The following is a 20,337-nucleotide window of genomic DNA, read 5'->3' as shown; positions in this document are numbered from 1 at the left end:
ATGGCACTGACAACAGCAAAATCCGGCCTCAGCCGGGCCCGCCGGGGAATTGCTCCCGGCGGGCCCGGGGGCACCGCAAACCGCAAAAGCAAACTCAGCGCGCAGACCAGCCGGACGTTCTTCTGGCTCCTGCTGCCTTCGGTCATCCTGCTCGTGCTCATCCACGGCTACCCCTTGGTTGAGGCAGGCGTGCAGGCCACCCATGACGGCTCGCTGATCGAGACGGGCAACTTCGTCGGCGGCGAGAACTTCGCCAACGTCCTCAGCTCCGACGCCTTCTGGCGTGCAGCCCGATTCACCCTGCTGTTCACCATCGTCGGAGTCTTCGGCTCCTGGCTCGTGGGCCTGGGGCTCGCACTCCTGCTCCGCACGAAGATTCCCGCGGGCAGCACCTTCAAGGTCCTGCTGCTCCTGCCCTGGGTGGTCCCGATCGTGGTGTCCTCCACTGCCTGGAACTGGCTCGTCGCAACGCCCGGCAGCCTGGTTCCCTCCCTGTTCCGGAACCTCGGCCTCGGCACCCCGCTCTTCCTCGCCGACCCCACCCTCGCCGCCGTCACCGTCATGGTGTTCAAAGTATGGATCAGCTTCCCCTTCATGATGATGATGATTTCGGCGGCCTTGGCCTCCGTGGACAGCACCGTCTACGAGGCGGCAAGCATGGACGGCGCCACCCCCTGGCAGCAGTTCAGCCAGATCACTCTGCCACTGATCGCCCGGTCCACATACATCAGCTGGATCCTGATGACCATCTTCTGCGTCAACGATTTCCCCACCATCTATCTGCTCACCGGCGGCGGCCCGGTGGACGCCACCACGTCCCTCGTTGTCCTGGCCTACCGCAGCGTCTTCCAGGACTTCCAGACCGGACCCGGCGTCGCCATCGCTTTCCTCATGACCATGACCCTGGTGGTCGTCTCCGTACTCCTGTACCGCCAGATCCGAAAGTCGAGCGTCGAATAATGAGCGCAGTAGTCCACGCCCATCCCGAGTCCGGCCCTCTCCTCGGCGTCGCCGGCCCAACCAATAACCGCCGCGTCCTCTCTGAGGCCGGCCACACCGGTCAGTGGTGGCGGTTCGTCCTGATCCTGGCCATCACCGTGATTGTCCTCGTGCCCATCATGGTCACGGTGGTGCTCGCCTTCACGCCCGGCCCCACCAGCACCTCCACCGGCTTCACGCTGGAGAACTTTGGCTCGGTCTTCTCAGAAACGCTGGCCTCCACCTGGCTGCAGAACAGCCTCATCACCACCCTCAGCACGGTGGCCGTGTCCGTGGCTGTCGCAGCGCCCGCCGGGTACGTCCTTTCCCGCGGCCGCAGCAAGGCCGTCTCCGGCTACTCGCTGCTGCTGTTTGTTATGCAGTCCCTGCCTATCATCACCTCGGTGGTGCCACTGTTCATCCTGTTCGCAGGGATGGGCCTCGTGGACAACCTGATGGGCCTGACCATCATCTACGTCGGCTCCACCATGACAGTGGCCACCTGGATGATGGCCGCCTACTTCGACTCCATCCCGATGAGCCTGGAAGAAGCCGCCTGGATCGACGGCTGCTCCGTTTTCGGCTCCTTCACCAAGGTAGTGTTGCGGAACTCGCTGCCGGGCATCCTCTCGACGGCGATCTTCGCCTTCCTGCTGGCCTGGAACGACTACCTCGTTGCCATCGTGTTCCTGCGCTCCACCGAGATCTTCACACTGCCCATGGGCGTGCAGTCCTTCTTCCAGCAGAACCAGACGGACTGGACCTCAGTCATGGCCCTCGCCGTGGTCATGATGCTCCCGCCGGTCATCGTCTTCGCCGCGCTGAACAAGTACTTCAGCGTGGGCGGTATCGGCGGATCCCTCGCCGGCCGCTAGCCTCAAAACCAACTTGTCTTCCAGAACCGACAACTCCCGTAAAGGAAACACGATGTCCTACTCGATCCAGCTTTACACCCTGCGCAACGCCATCCAGGAGGATCTGCCCGGCACCATCCGCAAGGTCGCGGAGATCGGCTTCACCCAGGTTGAGCCCTACAACTTCGTGGCCACGGCCAAGGAACTCGGCGCCGCGCTGAAGGAAAACGGCCTCACCGCCCCGTCCGGACACGCACCCCTCCTCAGCCAGGACCAGGACGAAATCTTCGCGGCAGCCAAAGAACTGGGCATCACCACCGTGATCGACCCCTACCTTCCAGCCGAGCACTGGCAGTCCGCCGAGGACATCCAGGCCACCGCAGCCAAACTCAATGCAGCGGCCAAGAAGGGTGCCGAGCACGGCATCCGCGTGGGTTACCACAACCACGCGTGGGAACTTGAATCAACCATCGAGGGCCGCACGGCGCTGGAGTACTTCGCGGACCTCCTGGACCCCGAACTGGTCCTCGAAGTGGACACCTACTGGGTTGCCGTGGGCGGCCAGGACCCGGTGGACATCCTCACCAAGCTGGGCAGCCGGGTCAAGCTGATCCACATCAAGGACGGCCCGCTGAACACGGACACCAAGGCCCAGCAGCCCGCGGGCAAGGGCAACGTCCCGGTTCTGGACGTCATCGCCGCAGCAAAATCCCTGGAAGTGGGCGTGGTGGAGTTCGACGACTACGCAGGCGACATCTTCGAAGGCATCGCGGAGAGCCTCGCCTACCTTAATGCCGCACAGGGCACCGGCACAGCCGGAGCACGCGCATGAGCCACGCAGCATCGACCCGCCGCGGCCCGGTGGGAGTTGCCGTCATCGGCGCCGGGAACATCAGCAAGCAGTACCTGGACAACCTCACCGTCTTCCCGGACCTCAAAGTCCATGTGATCGCGGACCTCTTTGAGGAAGCCGCCGAAGCCCGCGCCAAGGAATACGGCATCGCGGAGTGGGGCGGCGTGGACGCGGCACTGAACCACCCCGACGTCGAAATCATCGTCAACCTCACCATCCCCGCAGCGCACGTGGAGGTGGCCACCGCCGCCGTCAATGCCGGCAAACATGTCTGGACGGAGAAGCCCTTCTCCCTGGACCGCGCCTCAGGGCTCGGCCTGCTCAAAACCGCGGACGCCGCCGGCATCCGCCTCGGCTGCGCCCCGGACACGTTCCTGGGCGCCGGGCTGCAGACCGCTTTGCGGCTCATCGAACGCGGCGACATCGGCACGCCATTGACCGCCATGACCACGTTCCAGACTCCCGGTCCGGAATCCTGGCACCCCAACCCGGCTTTCCTTTTCCAGCACGGCGCGGGCCCGCTCTTCGACATGGGCCCGTACTACCTCACCACCTTGATCCAGGCGTTCGGCTCCATCCGCAAGGTGGCCGCCGTCGGCTCCAAGGCCAAGGAAGTCCGGGTCATTGGTTCAGGGCCCAAGGCCGGCGAGGAGTTCACCGTCGAGGTGCCCACGCATGTGTCGGCCATGGCGCAGTTCGAGAGCGGCGCGTCCTCGCACAGCGTCTTCTCCTTCGAATCCCCCCGTGTGCGGATGGGCTTCGTGGAAATCACTGGCACGGAAGCCACGCTGTCCCTGCCGGACCCCAACTATTTCGACGGCGACATCCGCCTGTGGCGTGCCGGTGACGAGGACTGGACCACCGTCCCGGCCACGGGACCCGCCAACGGCCGTGGCATGGGCGTCCTGGACATGGCGCGCTCCATCCGCGCCGGGGTGCCACACCGCGCCACGGGCGACCTGGCCTACCACGTCCTGGACTCCATGGTCTCAATCACCGAATCCATGGAATCCGGAACTTTCGTGGACGTCGAAAGCTCTGCTCCGGCATCCCCAGCCCTCCCTGAGGACTGGGCGCCGGAAACCGCTACCCTCTAGGAGACCCACCATGACCTCACACGAACCAGCGAACAATCCGCGCCCGGAGCTCAAAAAACTGGGTGTGGCGATGATCGGTTATGCGTTCATGGGCAAAGCCCACTCGAACGCGTGGCGGAACGTCGCCAGCTACTTCGATGTCCCGGCGTTTGAGCAGAAGGTCCTGGTGGGCCGGGACGCCGCCGGGGTTGCCGAGGCCGCCGGGAAGTACGGCTGGGCTGAAACGTCCACCGACTGGCGGACGGTCATCGAACGCGATGACATCGACATCGTTGACATTTGCGCCCCGGGCTGGCTGCACGCCGAGATCGCAATCGCCGCCCTCGAGGCGGGCAAGCACGTGCTTCTGGAGAAGCCGCTGGCCAACACCCTGGCTGAGGCCGAGGCCATGACGGCAGCGGCGCAGACTGCCCGGGCAGCAGGAGTGCAGTCCATGGTGGGGTTCAACTACCGGCGCGTCCCGGCCCTGGCCCTCGCGAAGGAGCTGATTGCGGAGGGCAGGCTGGGGACCGTCCGGCACGTCCGTGCCGCCTACTTCCAGGACTGGCTCGCTGATGACAGTGCACCCATGACGTGGCGGCTCAAAAAGGAGACCGCGGGCTCAGGGGCGCTCGGGGACATCGCCTCCCACGCGATCGACCAGGTGCTGTTCCTGCTCGGGGACCAGGTCACCGACGTGTCCGGCCGGACCCACACGTTCACCACGCAGCGTCCCGGAGCTGCCGGACTGGAGGACGTGACGGTCGACGACGCCGCTTGGGCAACACTGTCCCTCTCCTCCGGAGCAATCGCCTCCGTGGAGGTCTCCCGGGTAGCCACCGGCCGGAAGAACTCGCTGAAACTGGAGATCTACGGGGAAAAAGGCGCCATTCTTTTCGATCTGGAGAACCTGAACGAACTGGGATTCCTGGACGCCACCGGGCCCGCCCGCGAGCAGGGCTTCCGCCGGATCCTGGTCAATGAACCAGAGCATCCGTACCTTGCAGCATGGTGGCCGCAGGGCCACATCATCGGCTGGGAGCACACGTTCACGCACGAGGTCCGCGATTTCCTGTTGGCGGTCGACGCTGGGACCGAACCCTCGCCGTCGTTCGAGGACGGCCTCACCGTCCAGCGGATCCTGAACGCCATTGAAGAATCCGCCGCCGCGAAAAGTTCCATCATCCAACTGGCCGGCGCCCCGGCCGGCACGCCGACAGCCCTGACCGCTACTTCTGAAGGAGCCTGACATGCCCCGCCCCTATACCCTGTTCACCGGCCAGTGGGCCGACCTCCCCTTCGAGGAAGTCGCCCGCCTGGCCTCCGGCTGGGGCTATGACGGCCTCGAAATCGCCGTCTCCGGGGACCACCTGGACGCCTGGCGCTGGGACGAACCCGGCTACGTCGAATCCAAACTCGCCGTCCTAGACAAGTACAACCTCAAGGTCTGGGCCATCTCCAACCACCTCAAGGGCCAGGCCGTGTGCGATGACCCCATCGACTTCCGCCACGAAGCGATCGTGGGCGCGAAAGTCTGGGGCGACGGCGACCCCGAGGGCGTCCGCCAACGCGCCGCCGAGGAAATGAAACACACCGCCCGGCTGGCCAAGGCACTCGGCGTGGACACCGTCGTCGGATTTACCGGCTCCTCGATCTGGCAGTACGTGGCCATGTTCCCGCCCGTCCCCGCCGCCGTGATCGAGGCCGGCTACCAGGACTTCGCCGACCGCTGGAACCCCATCCTGGACGTCTTCGACGAATGCGGCGTCCGCNGCACCCTCGAAGCGATCGGCCACCGGCCCGCGTTCGGCCTGAACTGGGACCCCTCCCACTTCATGTGGCAGGGCATCGACCCCGTCTCGTTCATCTGGGACTTCAAGGACCGGATCTACCACGTCGACTGCAAGGACACGAAGCTCCGCCCCACCGGCCGGAACACCGTCATGGGCTCCCACCTGCCGTGGGGCGACCCTCGCCGGGGCTGGGACTTCGTCTCCGCTGGCCGCGGCGACGTGCCCTGGGAATCGTCCTTCCGCGCCCTGACCGCCATCGGCTACAACGGCCCCATCAGCATCGAATGGGAAGACGCCGGCATGGACCGGCTCCACGGCGCCCCGGAAGCCCTCGCCGCGCTGAAGAAGTTCGACTTCCCCGCCTCCCAGACCAGCTTCGACGCCGCTTTCAGCACGAAGCCCTAGGAAGCGCACGTAGAATCCCGGCATGACCCACACGATTCGAAAGGCAACAACGGACGACGGCGGCCCGCTCGCCGAACTGGCGGCCGTCACCTTCCCGCTGGCGTGCCCGCCGTCGTCGTCACCGGAGGACATTGCCGCGCACGTGGCCAACACGCTCAGCGAACGGCACTTCGGGGAGTATCTGGCGGATCCTGATGTCACAGTCCTGGTCATCGACGCCGACGGCGGGCTCCGCGGCTACAGCCTGCTCGTCAACCGGCCAGCGAAGGATCCGGATGTCGCGTCGGCGCTGAAGGTCCTGCCCTCCATGGAGCTCAGCAAATGCTACGTCCACCCCGACCACCACGGCCTGGGCGCGGCCGCCGGACTGATGCACGCCAGCCTCCATGCAGCGGCAGAAGCGGGCGCGGCCGGGGTGTGGCTTGGTGTCAACAGCCAGAACGCGCGGGCCATCCGTTTCTACGAAAAGTCCGGCTTCCACAAGGTGGGCAGCAAGTCCTTCCGGCTGGGGACCACCGTGGAGCACGACTTCGTCCTTGAGCGGGCCCTGCCCTAAGCGCTCCCCGAGAAACCTGCCGCTAGTCGCCGGCCCGTCCGCCCAGGCGCTCGTCGAGGGGCGGACGCGGTTCCTTCAGCAGCTTCAGCCGCACTGGGAGGCCGTCGATGCGGCCCTCCCTCCCGCGCGCGCTGATGGCCACACGCGAAGTCCCCAGCAGGACGTTCTCGGCCCTGAAGTCCCCGATTTCGGATGGGAGAATCGGTGCCAGATGCACCACGTTGCGGGTAAAGTCCGGGTCGAATCGCAGCAGGATCCGTGCTAGCTGGATGGGAGCTGCAGCGGCCCAGGCCTGGGGCGAGCATGCCGTGGGATAAGGCACGGGACCATGGAATTCAGACCGGTCGAACCCGCAGAACAGCTCCGGCAGCCGGCCGTCGAAGTGTTCGGCGGCGTCCAGGATCCCGCTGGCGATCTTCATGGCCTCGTCAACGAATCCATAGCGCATCAGCCCTGTAGCCACGAGCGCCGTATCGTGCGGCCACACCGATCCGTTGTGATAGCTGACAGGGTTGTAGGCGCCCATGTCCGAAGCCAGGGTCCGGATCCCCCAGCCGGTGAACAGTTCGGGGGACATCAGGCGCTCCGCCACTGAAGGAGCCTTTTCCTCGTCCACGATGCCCACCCACAGGCAGTGGCCCATATTGGATGTGCATGCGTCAACCGGAGTCTTGTCCTTGTCCAGCGCGATCGCGAAGTAACCCCTGTCCGGCAACCAGAACTTCTCGTTGAAGGCTTCCTTCAGGGCGATTGCCCGCTCGGCCCAGTGGTGCTCTGTCTCAGCATCCCTGGCCCAGCGCGCCAGCAGGGATCGGCCCGCATAGGCGGAGTAGACGTAGCCCTGGACCTCGCAGAGGGCGGTGGGTGGCTCTGCTATCCGCCCGTCGGCAAAGTTGATCCCGTCCCAGGAGTCCTTCCAGCCCTGGTTGACCAAACCATGGGTGTTGGGGCGAAGGTATTCCACAAAGCCGTCGCAGTCACGGTCGCCGTATTTTTCAATCCAGTCGAGGGCCCGGTCGGCGTGGGGAATCAGCGAATCGATGATGTCCTCGGACAGTCCCCAGCGGCTCAGTTCGCCCAGGAGACTGACAAAGAGCGGGGTGGCATCCGCTGTGCCGTAGTACGCGGTTCCGCCCAGCGACAGCCCCGCAGTCACGCCCAGCCGCACCTCGTGCGGGATGCGGCCCGGCTCTTCCTCGGAGTCTGGGTCCACTTTCGAACCCTGGAGGGTTGCCAGCGTCTGGAGGGTTCCGGCCGCCAACGTGGGGTCAACCAGCAAGGACATGTAGGAGGACAGGAGCGAATCCCGGCCAAACAGTGCCATGAACCAGGGCGCCCCCGCAGCCACCGCCGCGCGGTCCGGGTGCTCGGCGTCGAAAATCCGCAAGGAGCCCAAATCGCTTTGGCTCCGGCGCAGGGTTGCCTCGATATTGCCGTTCGCGACGCTGATGCGGGGAATATGTTCTTCCCACGCCAAGTGCCGCTGCACGCCTACGCGGCCGCGCGGTTGCCCTTCTTCCGTGAACGGCGCCGCGGGTCCCACACCGTTGATGAGCGGGACCACTATGACGCTGGTTGACCACTCTCCACGCGCCGGAATGATTGCGTGGAAGCGAAGCATCTCGGTGGAGATTTCGGCGCCGGCTGCGCGGATGGCGGAGCCGCGCCTCTGACCGTTACGGAGGGCCTCGATCAGCAGCCCGCCGTCGCTGACAGTTCGGCTCACCCGCGCGCCCTGCGGAGTCCGCCCGCCCTTGACGTCGAAAAGGTCGGCCTGATCGGCGTCAACCAACAGTTCGATATCGCAGTTCACGGCTTCCGCTGAGTAGTTTTCCAGTGTGATGTCGTCCTGCAGCCCGGGTCCGATATGACGGACCTGGCGGACTACCAGTGGACTGTCGAACCTGCCGCCGGGCCACTGGGCGCGGCCCACGAACGTGGCCTCGTAGGTGTTCGGCCGTTGCGCCACCAGCGGCTCACGGATCGCGCCGTTGACCCGCAGGATCCACCGGGACACAATCCGGGTGTCCTGGTAGAACGCGCCATTCGTTTCACCGTCGGCACTGATGTCGCCGCTCCGGGAAGAGATACAGAAGGAAGACCCTTCCACCACCGTTATGGCCTCAGCACCGCCAACATCAGCCTCAGTGTCGGCATTCCATGCAGTCATGGATGCGCTCCTCCCTCATGAACGCCTGCTAGAGACCGGGCCCGGTTCCGACGCCCCGATATCTGCTCTCCCTACTTGATTCTGGCCCACATGGGAAGCATCCGGAACCCCGGGAAACCGACTCGTTTCCAACAGTTTTGTATAGAGGTCCAGGTGGTTGCCCACCATCCTTTCGGTGCTGAACAGCTTGAGGGCCCGGTCCCGGCAATGCGCCCTGTCCAGCTGTGCCGCAAGGGGCAGGAAGGTGTGCAGGCTGTCCGTGGGCCCAAGGTAGCCCGTCTTTCCATGGTCCACAATCTCCGGTGCGGATCCGATCGGAGTTCCCACCACCGGAGTGCCGGTTGAAAGGGATTCAATCATCACCAGCCCAAACGGCTCGGACCATTGGATGGGGTTCAGGAACGCCATCGCCTCACCCATGAGCTGAAACTTGTCGGTGTCCCCCAGCTCGCCCAGGAAATCCTCATTGGAGCCCAGGAGCGGCTCAATGACGGAGCGGAAGTACGCGATCTCGTCCGGCTCGCGCATCTTGGCCGCGATCCGCAGCCGAATGCCGGCCCTGCGCGCGATGTGGATGGCTTCGAGAACGCCTTTATCCGGGCAAATCCTGCCGACAAAGCAGACGTACCCGCCTGCGCCGGAACCGACCGGGACGGCAGAGACGTCCATTCCGTGATGGATCACGCGGGTGATCGGAACATCCGGCACACGGGAAGCCTGGTCACGTGAGATTCCGATGATGGCTGTGTCGGCAGCCATCGCGCGGTACAAATCGGCCGACGCCGGGGTGAGGGGGCCGTGAATGGTGGTCACCACGGGGGCGCGGGACCTTCGCCGGGCCACCAGCGGCCCAGCCAGCGTGTGGTCGTGGATTATGTCCACGTCCCCCAGGCCTTCATAAGCCCTGATGACATGGCTGAGCTCTGAAAGTGTGAACCCCAATGCAGCCGGCTCGGATGGCCGCATCCCCGGCACCAGCGGCGCCGGACACGTGCTGTCCGACGCTGCAGCCAACAACACCTCGTGCCCTGCGGCGATGAGTCCCCGGGCCAGGGAGTCAACAACCCGTTCGACGCCCCCATACCCGGCCGGGGGAACCGGAATCCATGGTGCCGCGACAAGTCCTATCCGCATACTGTGCCTCCGGGAGGATCGCAGTCCGAGTCCCCCGACCGACTGATGTGTTCAGAATGGCCTCTGCTTAACCGTTGCTTCGACTATCGCCCCGCGCGGGGAGCCATTTCAAGGCCCAATGTGACAAATCCGACACGGCCCGCGGGGAATGGGTGTCTGACCTGCACAGTTGTGGCAAGCATGAAGATTGAGATCTGGTCAGACGTCGCGTGTCCGTGGTGCTACATCGGCAAGCGCCGCTTCGAGGCCGCCCTGGCCGAGTTCCCGCACCGCGACGCTGTGGAGGTGAAGTGGCGCAGCTACCAGCTGGACCCCACCCTCCCGGAGCACTACCACGGCACGGAGCTGGAGTACCTGAGCACGCGCAAGGGCATGGCCCCGGCGCAGGTCTCGCAGATGTTTGACCACGTCACCGCACAAGCCAAGGGCGAGGGCTTGGACTACCGGTTCGACCAAGTGGTGGTGGCCAACAGCTTCACCGCCCACCGCCTGATCCACCTCGCGGCCGAGCACGGTCAGCAGGATGCCGCCAAGGAACGCCTGCTGAGCGACCACTTCGAGCACGGCAAGGACATCGGCAGCGCCGAATACCTCACGGCTCTGGGCCAGGAGCTGGGCCTCAACCCCGATGCAGTCGCCGAACTCTTCACCACGGACAAATACGCCGACGACGTCCGCTTCGATTTCGAGGAAGCCCGCGCCCTGGGCATCACGGGTGTCCCATTCTTCGTGATTGACCGAAAGTTCGGCCTCTCTGGTGCCCAGCCTGCCGCAACGTTCACGGCGGCGCTCAACCAGGCTTGGCAGGAGACGAACCCGCTGGTTCTGGTTAACGCCGCGGACGGCAACGACGGCGAGGCCTGCGGCCCGGACGGCTGCGCGGTCTGAACGATCCGGGGCAACACACGGACCCAACTCCGGGTTTACTGACACATCGCGATAAAGTGTCTGCATGCCCAGGATTTCGGCGGCCAACAACGCCGCGCAACGCGCCGAGACGCAACGCCGGGTCCTGACAGCGTTCGGGGAACTCCTGTTCACCCACGGCCTGCCCGGACTGACCATGACAGACGTCGCCCGGCATGCCGGGGTGGGGCGCACCGCGGTCTACAACTACTACGCGGATATCGAAGAACTGCTGATCTCTTACGCCCTGGACGAGACCGAGCGATTCCTCGCCGAACTCCGCGAGTCACTGAGCACGCTCGAGAACCCCGTCGAACGGCTGGCCCTCTACGTGCGCACCCAGGTGGAGGACCTCAGCCGCCGCCACCTCCCGCCCGGACCGGCGATGGCGGCGGTGCTGTCGCCGTCGTCCTTTGCGAAACTGGCCGACCACGTGGGTGAACTCAGCGTCCTGCTGCAGGGCATCCTCCGGGACGGCATGGCGCAGGGGTACCTGCCGCGGGCGGACATTGGCCAGCAGGCGCAGCTCATCCACGGCACACTCTCCTCCAGCGCGGCGCGCGGCAGCAACGAGCCCGCGGAACTTGAGGCCCGGGTCGCCCGCACCGTGCGGTTCATCCAACTGGGCGCCGGAGCAAGGTTCGACGACGACGGCGCACCCCTGCGGGTCAGCCTCCCCTTGCCGTAAACCCCTGCGTTGCTCTATCACTTCCGGTCGTCATCCGGCTGCTTTAACGACCAGACGTGATAGAGCAACGGCAAATGGTCAGGGGCCGGCCGTCGGAATAACCGGCCACTTGGCATCGTCAGCGATCCGGCGGCTTTCACGCGGGCAGCTGAGCTTCCCTGGCGTCTGGTCCACACGGTCCGCGGCGGCCAGCTCTTTGTAATCGCTGGAAAGGATCACGTCTACGCTGGCGTCCGTCCGGCCATCCTGGAAGTAGTCGGAGCCCGGCAGGTTCCGCTGGACGCTGAAGGCCGCAGACTGACCGGCAGCCCCGGAAACCACTGCGGCCACGCCGCGGAAGCCGGCCTCCGTGTTGGCCACGGCCCCCACCACAAACTTCCGGACCAGCAACTCATCCGCCACGGAGCGAGCCAGCCCGGGACGGCTGGTGGAGTTGTAGACGTTGAGGTTGATTTTGTCGTTGGGCGTGTAGTCAAAGGTGGCCCCGGGACAGGTGGCCCGGGGCTCATCGCTGCCCGGCGTCGTCGGAAGCTTCAGGTGCCCGCTCATGATGGCCAGCGCAACGATGATGGCGCCGGCAATGAGGCCCAGCAGCAAAACCAGGACCACGCCATGCACCACGCGCCGGCGCAACCGCACCGGATTGTCGGGGTCGCCGGCAGCCTCAAACGTGGCCCGCAGTTCAGGGCCGGTGACAACGTGGTGGCCGTGCAGGACGCTGGCGTCCCTGGGTTTCCTAGCCATCTATGACCAGCACGCGGGCGTGGATGGCGGTCCGCTGGTGCAGCGCTGTCCGGACGGCGCGGTGCAGGCCGTCCTCCAGGTACAGGGTTCCCTGGTACTGCACCACGTGGGGGAAGAGGTCACCGAAAAAGGTGGAGTCTTCGGCCAGGAGCGCTTCGAGGTCCAGCGTCCGTTTGGTGGTCACCAGTTCGTCCAGGCGGACAGGGCGCGGCGGCAGCGACGCCCACTGTTTGGGCGTGTTGAAACCATGGTCGGGATACGGGCGTCCCTCGCCCACAGCTTTGAAGATCACCATGCCACCCTAGGCAGCTTGGCGGCCCAAGAGAAGTGTCCGGCCCGCAGCAGCCCAAGGTTGTAGCCAAACAGTGACCATGTGTCGCATGCCGCGGACTTTGCCCCGCCCGGCGCAGGATCGGAGTCTCCTGGCTGACACAATGGAGCCATGACTGCACCCGAATTCCCTGCCAGCACCACGCCCGGCGTCCGCCTGCCGTCCACCCCGCCGCTCGCCCTCCTGCTCGACGTCGACGGACCCGTGGCCAGCCCCGTGACCCGCGACGTGAAACCGGGCATCATTGCCGATCTTGTGGCGCTGGCCACCGCCGGGATCCCGGTCGTTTTCAATACCGGCCGCTCCGATGCGTTCATCCGGGAGCAGGTCATGGTGCCGATGATCGCCGCCGGTATTCCCGCAGGGACGGTCATCCACGCCATTTGCGAAAAGGGTGCCGTGTGGTTCAGTTACACCGCTGCCGGGCCCGGCCCCATCCACGTTGATCACGAACTTGCTGTACCCAAGGCCTACGGCGATGACGTCCGCAGGCTCGTGGCCGAGGACTACTCCAGGCACATGTTTTTTGACGAGACGAAACGCGCCATGGTGTCCGTTGAGCAGCACATCGAGGTGCCTTCCGCCGATTACCTGGCCGAACAGCAGCTTTTCGACTCCGACGCCATGGACCTGATGGCCCGCCACGGCATGGGCGTGGTCCGATTGGAGCACCACGCACCGAATTCCGACGACGAGGTGGACTACCGCGTCGATCCCACCATCATTTCCACCGATATTGAGTCGGTGCGGCTGGGCAAGGACCTCGGCGCCAGCCGCGCGGTGGAGTTGCTGGCGGCGCAGGGCATCACGCCGCAGGCGTGGCGCACCGTGGGGGATTCCCGCACGGACTACGCCATGGCGGACTGGCTGCACCACAATGACCATCCCGTGAAGCACGTTGATGTCCGCCCGGCGGACGGCGTTCCGGTCAAACCTTATGACGTGTTGACGGCCACCGATCTGGGGCTTGGGGAAGATGTCATTCACGACGACGCCGGCGGAGCTTTCCTGCGCAGCTGGCGGGAGGCAATGGTCAGCTGAGCCCGTCCCCGGCCGGCAGCGCCCGTTTGGGGGCCGCCGTTTTGGGGGCCGCGCTATTATTCAGGTAAGAACGCTTACCACTTACCCGCGACGGAGACAACCATTACAGAAGCACCTGTCCAGGACGAGATCTACTACGGCGGCCAGGCGTCCGTAGAACCGCGCACCCACGCCGAGGTGACATCTCCGGCGGCTGAGGCGCGACTCAAACACCGGCCTGACGTCGTCCGGCACAAGGGCAGGTATGCCCTGATCAACCACAACCGGACGCCGTACCAGGCCATGGTTGAGGACCTGTTGTTCCTGCGTGGTGTCCTCGCGGGCGAAGGCCTGGACTACCTGCTGGTCCGGGGCAACAACGACCGTCCGGTCATCGCCCTGGACTGGAAGGACCGCAAGAAGCTGCGGGCAGCCTTGGTGGAGGCCTGCCGCAACGAGCCCGTCTACTCCATGACCGTGGACGCGAAAAAGAAGTCCTCCGTGCTGGTGGCCGACGGGGATCTCTCCCCCAACCGCCAGGCCCGCATCTTCCGGCTCTACCGTCCACGGGTTGAGCCCGACGGCGGTTTCGAGTTCGGTTCCTCCGCTGGCGTCCAGATTGAGCTCTGGAGCTTTGAGGGCGATCAGCTGATCCTCCCGATCGAAAACTCCCTGACCCGCCGCACCATGCAGTCCCAGGACGCTGTCCGCGGCACGGTTGAACGGTACGGTCACACCTGGCCCACCATCGAGAACATGTTCGCCGACCATGCCAGCGACATCAGCTTCGACATCGATCTGGTCTTCTCCTGGGTGGACGGCAGCTCGCCCGATTACATCGCGGCCCGCCGCGCCCAGCAGAAAGGAGTGGTTCTCGGCGAAGGCGACGACAACGAAGCCCGCTTCCGGCAGATCAACGAACTCAAATACGCCCTGCGCTCGGTGTACATGTTCGCGCCCTGGATCCGCCGCATCTTTATCGCCACGGACTCCCCCGCCCCGGAGTGGCTCGCCGAGCACCCGTCGGTGACCATCGTCCGCAGCGAGGAATTTTTCGCCGATCCCACAGTGCTGCCCACGCACAACTCGCAGGCCGTGGAATGCCAGCTCCACCACATCGAGGGTCTCTCCGAGCACTTCCTTTACTCGAACGACGATATGTTCTTCGGCCGGCCCGTGGGCCCGGACATGTTCTTCACTCCGGGTGGCGTCACCAAGTTCATCGAGGCCGAGACCCGGATCGGGCTGGGCGACAACGATGCCGAGCGCAGTGGCTTCGAGAACGCGGCCCGCGTTAACCGGAAGCTGCTCTGGAACCGTTTCGGGCGGATCACCACGCGGCACCTTGAGCACACCGCCGCCCCGCTGCGGCGCAGCGTTGTGGCCAAGATGGAGCGTGAGTTCCCGGAGGAGTTCCAGAAGACGGCCGGCAGCAGGTTCCGCGGCGCCGACAACATCTCAGTCACCAATTCCTTCTACCACTACTACGCCCTGCTCACAGGCCGTGCAGTCACGCAGACCGCGGCCAAGGTGCGTTACGTGGACACCACCGCCCGCGCGGGGCTGAACTACCTGCCCAAGCTGCTGGCGAAGCGGAACATGGACTTCTTCTGCCTCAACGACGGCAGCTTCCCCGAGGTCCCCGCGGACGAGCGCGCCGAGATCGTGACCGATTTCCTGGAGAAGTACTACCCCATCAAGGCGCCCTGGGAGCTCTGACGTCCACAGCCCCCAACGTTGGAGTAGCCGACGCTGGGGGCTCCGGCCCGCCCGCCGAGCAAGGCTAGATAGCGTAGTACGGAACGGCTACCTTCCTGGTGCCTCCTGCTTTCGCGCTGTCAGGGATGCTGACGCCCGCGGCGGCCAGTCGCTCGGCAGTCATGTCCGACGTGACATGCTCGCCTACTGTGGCCGCGTTCCCCAGCGGAACAACGGAGTGGACAATGGTGTGCTCGTAGACGTGCACCAAGTTGAAGGCCTGCCCGCCGTCCCGGCCGCGGGTACCGCCGACGGCGACGTTGAGGTCCTGGGTGTAGCACGTCGCCGAGGCGACGGAGACAGGAATCCCCGCAAAGGTGGCGGTGGTCGAGTAGTGCAGATGCCCGGCAAGAATGGTTCGGACGTCGGAGTTGCGGACCACGGAGGCCAGGCTTGCCTGGTCCCGCAGTTCCACGAGCACGGCAAGGTCCAGGACCGACGGGACCGGCGGATGGTGCAGCGCCAGGATGGTGCCGTCGGGGGCCGGGGTGTCCAGCTGGCGGGTGAGCCACCCCAACTGTGACGGGCTCAGCTCGCCGTGGTGGTACCCCGGGACCGAGGTGTCCATGGTGATGATGCGCAGGCCATTGATGAAGTAGCTTCGGTCCACTGGTGCATCGCTCGCCGGCTCGTCCAGCAGCCCTGTCCGGAAGTTGGCGCGGTTGTCGTGGTTGCCCATCGCCCAGATGACTTGGGCGCCCATGTCTTCGCAGGCGGGATCAACAATTGCCCGGAGCTTTGCGTAGGCTTGAGGATCACCCTTGTCGGCCAGGTCCCCCGTAAAGATCACGGCCTCGGGCCGGGCGCCGGAAGCCCTGACCTCTTCGAAAAGCTGAATGAGCTTGGCTTCGCTGTCAACTGCGCCGTAAAGGGGATCCGGACCTCCCAACAGGTGGGGGTCGCTCAGGTGGAGAAGGAAGTGGCGTGGCCGGGGGTGTTCGGCCTCGATGTGCTTCATTGCTGCCTCTGTGGTTGGTGGGAAACGGCGTTTCCCTTCTACCCTTCAGTAACTATTATCCAATCAGACAATTGGCAAACTGTGGGTAAATTGTTGCGGCCAAGTTGGAAAAACTAAAGAATTAAGCCCTGGAAAGTTCGGTTGTGGCCGCCGGGCCGTCAAATTCTGCCAGTGCCATTTCTATGGCATCGATGACCTCGGCGGAGTCCGGTTCGACGGTGGGCGCGAAGCGTGCCACCACTTCGCCCTCGCGGCTGACCAGGAACTTCTCAAAGTTCCATTTCACCAGGCCGGGCAGCACACTGGTTTTGAACCTGGTCAGCTCGGCATAGAGCGGATGCTGGTCCTTGCCACGCACGTTGGCCTTGGCTGTCAGCGGGAAAGTGACACCGAAATTCCGCTCGCAGAACTCGGCGATCTCGCTGTCGTTGCCTGGCTCCTGGCCGGCGAATTGGTTGCACGGGACCCCGAGGACGTCGAAGCCGCGGTCCCGGAACTTCTCGTAGAGCGTCTCCAGGCCCGCGTACTGCGGAGTGAACCCGCACTTTGACGCCACGTTCACCACCATCACCACGTTGCCCTTGAACCGGCCAAAATCGGTTTCGGTGCCGTCGTTGAGAGTGAGGGGAATGGTGTACAGGTCTGTCACAGCGCCGTCCTTTGAAAGGTTGGTCATGCAGGTGATTCGTTGCCAACCATCAAGGGTACGCGTGCAGTCTGGGAGTTTCCCGTCAGGGTCCCGCCGGCTCGGACCATGCTGCGGTGTCGGTAGGTGTGGCGGTGGTTGTAGCTGTCGCAGTAGACGAGGGCGAGGCTGTTTCGGCTGAGGACCCGCTACTCGTTGTTGCTGTTGGCTCCACCGCTGGCGCCGGCGTCGGCGTCAGGCGCGAGGTAGGACTGAACGGCCACGACCTGGAGACAGTGGGCGTCGGAGACGGCGACGCGCTCGTCGTCGGCGCAGGCGAAGTGCCCGTGGGGGTAGGTGAGGTTCCCGTGGGGGTGGGTGACGTCGTCGTCGGCGTGACGCTTGAGGTTCCCGTCGGCGTCGGCGTCCGCGTTGCCCGGGGCGTGGAAGGTGTTGGGGAGGGCGATGCCGTCGAAGTGGCTGTTTCCGTCGTGGTTTCTGTCGCAGTTTCCGTTGCAGTGGGGTCCGGCGACGCGGATTCAGACGACGTAGCGTCCGACGAGGGCTCTTCCGTGGGGGCCTCGTCCTGCGGTTCCGACGTGGTCACCGGCCGTTCCACTGGCGGCGCCTCGGACAGTTCCTCTACGCCGCCCAGGACCGTGTGGCTGTTGTCCTCGGCGACCGGGATGGCCCAGCGTTGCGCGCCGTCATCTGCGGGCTGGGCGTCATAGCTGACCATGGCTATGTCCTCGAACTCGTCCAACTGACGAATGCGGAGGAGTGTCCAGTTCAGCGGGCTGGTGTGCTTGCCGTGGAGGATGGTTTCGAAATGCAGATGGCAGCCCGTGGACCACCCCGTGGTGCCAACCCGGGCGATGACCTGGCCCACCTGCACGGAATCCCCCGTCCGGACCGCGACAGCCTCCAAGTGGTTGTACGTGGTGATCAGCCCGTTGCCATGGTCTATTTCCACGCGGTTCCCGCCGCCCCAGGGGTGCCAGCCGGCGGCCCGGACCACGCCGGCGTCGGCCGAATATACCCTGGTACCGCAGCCTGCAGCGAAGTCCTGGCCCAAGTGGAAATCGCCGCCCGCACCCGTGATCGGGCTGACCCGGAACCCGAAAGGAGAGCTTGAGGTGAGGAATTCGAGGGGCGCCATGAGGGAGCCCTCCGGCGGGCGCGTGAGCCCGGCCGCGGCCACATTCAGCGGTGCACTCCCGCCCTTGGCGATGGTCCTGACCAGCGTGCGGTTGAACGGAACCAAGGCCCGGCTGTCCGTCAGGAAAGCACCGGCCAGCCCAGGCAGGCCAACATGTCCGGCACCGCCCGTCGCTCCCGGGCCGGGCTCAACGGTGGTTGTTCCAGGGAGGCCGACGGCGAAGAGTGACGCGGCAACAACGGCACTGGCGGCCAGCACGCGCACAGCCACGGCGCAGCCGCCCGCAGGCTCCTTTGCCCGGCCGGATCCCCAATGATTGCCCACTCGCTACTCCCGGATTGGCCCGCCAGACCCCGGATCCAGGCGGACGTACCATTTCATAGGACCACAAAGGTCCGGGCCTGTGAACCCCCGCGCCGGTACGACTGCGGACAATATGTGGATCCGACGTCAAAAACGAAACCCGCCGGGCTCTGGGCGAGAATGGTGACATGCGAAATTTCCTCAGGGAATGGCAGGGCGAAGTCAAACGGGTATTCACGGGCACCGCGGACGGCCCGCCCGCTTGGGTTCCGCGGCTGGCCGAGGGGGACGACGCCGGCTATCACCTGCCCGGCTCGGCCGTCTGGGCGGTGCACGGCTCCATGACCACCATTGTGGCCGGGGTCCGCGCGCTCCTGATGCAGGCCTTGCATCCGGGAGCGCTGGCGGGAATCCACGAGCACTCCGACTTCCGCGCAGATCCGCTCAGCCGGCTGGCCCGGACCATCCGCTGGATTTTCACCGTCACGTATGGCCCGCAGGCCGCCGCAGACGAGGCTTCCGCCCGGGTCCGTCGCCTGCACGAGCCTGTGCACGGGAGCTACGCTGACGGGCACGGCGGCGAACGGAGCTATGCGGCCAACGATCCGGAAATCGCCCGCTGGGTCCACATCGCGTTCGTGGACGCCTTCCTCTCGGCCCACAAAATCTGGGGTGCCGGGATCCCCGGCGGCCCCGACGCCTATGTCCGCGAGTGGGCCCAGGCCGGACGGCTGATGGGCGTGGAGGATCCGCCCCTGAGCGAGGCCGAAATGCGGGAGCAACTGGACCGCTGGTATAACAACGGTGAGCTGGTGGCGGACAGGAGGGTTGCCGAAACCGTTGAGTTCATCCGCAACCCGCCACTGCATCCGCTGCTGCGCCCCGGCTACCGGATCATCTTCGCCGGCGCTGTCTACAGCCTAGAGCCGAAGTACCGCCGGATGCTGGGGCTCCAGGTCCCCCGGCTGGGGCCGTTCCCGCTCCCCGTGAGACTGGCAACGAAGGTGACTCTCGGCGTCGTACATCTTGCCCTTGGACGCGGGCCTGGACCCAGCGAACAAGCGGCCCGGGAGCGCCTCCGCCGCCTGGGCTACGGTGGCAGCTGACCTGGCAGCTGGCCTGGGCGGCTGGGTTCCAGCCATGGGTCAACGCCTGGCTGGAGCACAGCAAAAACCCGGCCCTGACGAGGTCAGAACCGGGTTTTTGGCTGGCGGAGAATGGGGGATTTGAACCCCCGAGGGCGTTAACCCAACACGCGTTCCAGGCGTGCGCCATAGGCCGCTAGGCGAATTCTCCAGCTGCTTTCGAATCAAAAGCAGATACTAGACTACCTGAACTTTCCGGCATCGCCCAATTGGCCCGGCGGACTATTACCGCGGCCGCACAACCCGGACTCCATTTGGCTGGTTAACGTAAAAATGGACGCCCCCAATGCGCCCATTCCTCCGATACGCCGTTGAGCTGCCGGGTCCGGCCCTCCAGCCAGGCCCCGCAGCTCACAACCTTGAGATTGCCCCAATCGGTGTACATATCCATGATCGACCCTACCCGCCGGATAAGCAATGGAAATTGTGCCGATAACCCTTCCTTCTTGGCAGGATGAGGCCATGACACAGCTGCACGCCCTGGTGGTTTACGTTCCGGACACACACACGGAGCCGCTGCTCGCGGCAATCGGGGACGCCGGCGCGGGCAGGATCGGGAACTATTCGCACTGCGCCTTCACCTCCCCCGGCACCGGGCGCTTCACTCCGTTGCCTGGTGCCGAGCCGTTCATCGGGGCCGTGGGTGCGGGCGAGCCCGTGCCGGAAACCCGGGTGGAATGCGTTGTGGAGGAAGAGATGCTCGACGCCGTTGTGCTGGCCCTCCGCGCGGCGCACCCTTACGAGGAGCCCGCCTTTATGACCTGGCCGGTGGATGGCTGGCGACGCTAGGTGCGTGGGTCGGTAATTGTTTGAGGGTTCCTCAGGTTTGAGCCGTAATGGCCCGAGGCCGGTTTCCTTGTCTTGGAAAGGTGCCGGCCTTT

Annotated in this window: 20 protein-coding genes and 1 tRNA gene; 13 read left to right on the top strand and 8 right to left on the bottom strand. The window is 65.3% G+C overall.

Translation table 11 applies throughout. The features are described from left to right. The 7 genes from NG696_RS06140 (at position 1) to NG696_RS06110 (ending at position 6,515) form a co-directional block, all read left to right on the top strand. On the top strand, positions 1–960 hold the full coding sequence (locus tag NG696_RS06140; RefSeq protein WP_252574769.1) for a carbohydrate ABC transporter permease: 960 nt from the start codon (positions 1–3) through the stop codon (positions 958–960). After that, the gene (locus NG696_RS06135; protein ID WP_252566937.1) at positions 960–1,853 is read left to right on the top strand and encodes a carbohydrate ABC transporter permease; all 894 of its coding nucleotides are present in this window, start codon (positions 960–962) and stop codon (positions 1,851–1,853) included. The genes NG696_RS06140 and NG696_RS06135 overlap by 1 nt, the downstream gene beginning before the upstream one ends. 52 nt (positions 1,854–1,905) lie before the next feature. Continuing rightward, complete coding sequence (locus NG696_RS06130) at positions 1,906–2,664, top strand: sugar phosphate isomerase/epimerase family protein (RefSeq protein ID WP_252566935.1); 759 nt, start codon at positions 1,906–1,908, stop codon at positions 2,662–2,664. Next, complete coding sequence (locus tag NG696_RS06125; protein WP_252566933.1) at positions 2,661–3,782, top strand: Gfo/Idh/MocA family protein; 1,122 nt, start codon at positions 2,661–2,663, stop codon at positions 3,780–3,782. Before NG696_RS06130 ends, NG696_RS06125 begins: the two co-directional genes overlap by 4 nt. A 10-nt stretch (positions 3,783–3,792) precedes the next feature. Further along, the gene (locus NG696_RS06120) at positions 3,793–5,010 is read left to right on the top strand and encodes a Gfo/Idh/MocA family protein (RefSeq protein WP_252574768.1); all 1,218 of its coding nucleotides are present in this window, start codon (positions 3,793–3,795) and stop codon (positions 5,008–5,010) included. Position 5,011: 1 nt separating this feature from the next. Beyond that, positions 5,012–5,959, top strand: a complete 948-nt coding sequence (locus NG696_RS06115; RefSeq protein ID WP_252574765.1) for a sugar phosphate isomerase/epimerase family protein — start codon at positions 5,012–5,014, stop codon at positions 5,957–5,959. Between the two features lie 22 nt (positions 5,960–5,981). After that, positions 5,982–6,515, top strand: a complete 534-nt coding sequence (locus tag NG696_RS06110) for a GNAT family N-acetyltransferase (protein WP_252566927.1) — start codon at positions 5,982–5,984, stop codon at positions 6,513–6,515. A 22-nt stretch (positions 6,516–6,537) separates the two neighbouring features. Here NG696_RS06110 and NG696_RS06105 read toward each other — a convergent pair whose 3' ends face one another. Next, positions 6,538–8,685, bottom strand: a complete 2,148-nt coding sequence (locus NG696_RS06105; RefSeq protein WP_252574763.1) for an amylo-alpha-1,6-glucosidase — start codon at positions 8,683–8,685, stop codon at positions 6,538–6,540. A gap of 15 nt (positions 8,686–8,700) precedes the next feature. Then, entirely contained in the window at positions 8,701–9,819 is a 1,119-nt protein-coding gene (locus NG696_RS06100; RefSeq protein WP_252574761.1) for a glycosyltransferase family 4 protein, read from the bottom strand. 180 nt (positions 9,820–9,999) lie between these two features. Here NG696_RS06100 and NG696_RS06095 point away from each other — a divergent pair, with 180 nt between their 5' ends. Together NG696_RS06095 and NG696_RS06090 are read left to right on the top strand one after the other, a co-directional pair. Next, positions 10,000–10,707, top strand: a complete 708-nt coding sequence (locus NG696_RS06095) for a DsbA family oxidoreductase (protein WP_252574759.1) — start codon at positions 10,000–10,002, stop codon at positions 10,705–10,707. A gap of 64 nt (positions 10,708–10,771) precedes the next feature. Then, positions 10,772–11,413 (top strand): TetR/AcrR family transcriptional regulator, encoded by a 642-nt coding sequence (locus NG696_RS06090; RefSeq protein ID WP_252574757.1) that lies wholly within the window; start codon positions 10,772–10,774, stop codon positions 11,411–11,413. Positions 11,414–11,491: 78 nt separating this feature from the next. Here NG696_RS06090 and NG696_RS06085 read toward each other — a convergent pair whose 3' ends face one another. Continuing rightward, the gene (locus NG696_RS06085) at positions 11,492–12,157 is read right to left on the bottom strand and encodes a LytR C-terminal domain-containing protein (RefSeq protein WP_252566918.1); all 666 of its coding nucleotides are present in this window, start codon (positions 12,155–12,157) and stop codon (positions 11,492–11,494) included. After that, positions 12,150–12,449: a type II toxin-antitoxin system VapB family antitoxin gene (locus NG696_RS06080; RefSeq protein WP_058930154.1), complete on the bottom strand. Its 300-nt coding sequence runs from the start codon at positions 12,447–12,449 to the stop codon at positions 12,150–12,152. The genes NG696_RS06085 and NG696_RS06080 overlap by 8 nt, the downstream gene beginning before the upstream one ends. Before the next feature lie 150 nt (positions 12,450–12,599). On the opposite strand from NG696_RS06080, the gene NG696_RS06075 reads away from it, so the two are divergent. Continuing rightward, positions 12,600–13,529 carry a Cof-type HAD-IIB family hydrolase gene (locus NG696_RS06075; RefSeq protein WP_252566916.1) on the top strand — a complete coding sequence of 310 codons (930 nt, stop codon included), beginning with the start codon at positions 12,600–12,602 and terminating at the stop codon, positions 13,527–13,529. A 282-nt stretch (positions 13,530–13,811) separates the two neighbouring features. Continuing rightward, a complete protein-coding gene (locus NG696_RS06070) occupies positions 13,812–15,227 on the top strand; it encodes a stealth family protein (RefSeq protein WP_256471992.1) in 1,416 nt (471 codons plus the stop codon). A 64-nt stretch (positions 15,228–15,291) separates the two neighbouring features. Here the strand turns inward: NG696_RS06070 and NG696_RS06065 are convergent, their stop codons facing one another. From NG696_RS06065 to NG696_RS06055, 3 genes are all read right to left on the bottom strand, one after another. After that, complete coding sequence (locus NG696_RS06065) at positions 15,292–16,224, bottom strand: phosphodiesterase (protein WP_252566914.1); 933 nt, start codon at positions 16,222–16,224, stop codon at positions 15,292–15,294. 121 nt (positions 16,225–16,345) lie between these two features. Further along, positions 16,346–16,900: a glutathione peroxidase gene (locus NG696_RS06060; RefSeq protein WP_252566912.1), complete on the bottom strand. Its 555-nt coding sequence runs from the start codon at positions 16,898–16,900 to the stop codon at positions 16,346–16,348. Between the two features lie 55 nt (positions 16,901–16,955). Continuing rightward, on the bottom strand, positions 16,956–18,332 hold the full coding sequence (locus NG696_RS06055) for a M23 family metallopeptidase (RefSeq protein WP_252574755.1): 1,377 nt from the start codon (positions 18,330–18,332) through the stop codon (positions 16,956–16,958). Positions 18,333–18,499: 167 nt separating this feature from the next. Between NG696_RS06055 and NG696_RS06050 the strand changes: the two genes are divergently transcribed. Further along, a complete protein-coding gene (locus NG696_RS06050; protein ID WP_252574754.1) occupies positions 18,500–19,417 on the top strand; it encodes an oxygenase MpaB family protein in 918 nt (305 codons plus the stop codon). Positions 19,418–19,519: 102 nt separating this feature from the next. Here NG696_RS06050 and NG696_RS06045 read toward each other — a convergent pair. Then, positions 19,520–19,607, bottom strand: a tRNA-Ser gene (locus NG696_RS06045). 311 nt (positions 19,608–19,918) lie between these two features. Between NG696_RS06045 and NG696_RS06040 the strand changes: the two genes are divergently transcribed. Beyond that, positions 19,919–20,245: a YqfO family protein gene (locus tag NG696_RS06040; RefSeq protein WP_252566907.1), complete on the top strand. Its 327-nt coding sequence runs from the start codon at positions 19,919–19,921 to the stop codon at positions 20,243–20,245. Positions 20,246–20,337 lie beyond the last annotated feature (92 nt).

This window comes from Pseudarthrobacter cellobiosi, from assembly GCF_023913755.1.
GTDB lineage: Bacteria > Actinomycetota > Actinomycetes > Actinomycetales > Micrococcaceae > Arthrobacter > Arthrobacter cellobiosi.
Note: the sequence above shows the minus strand (reverse complement) of the source record. Positions and strands in the feature narration are given on the sequence as shown.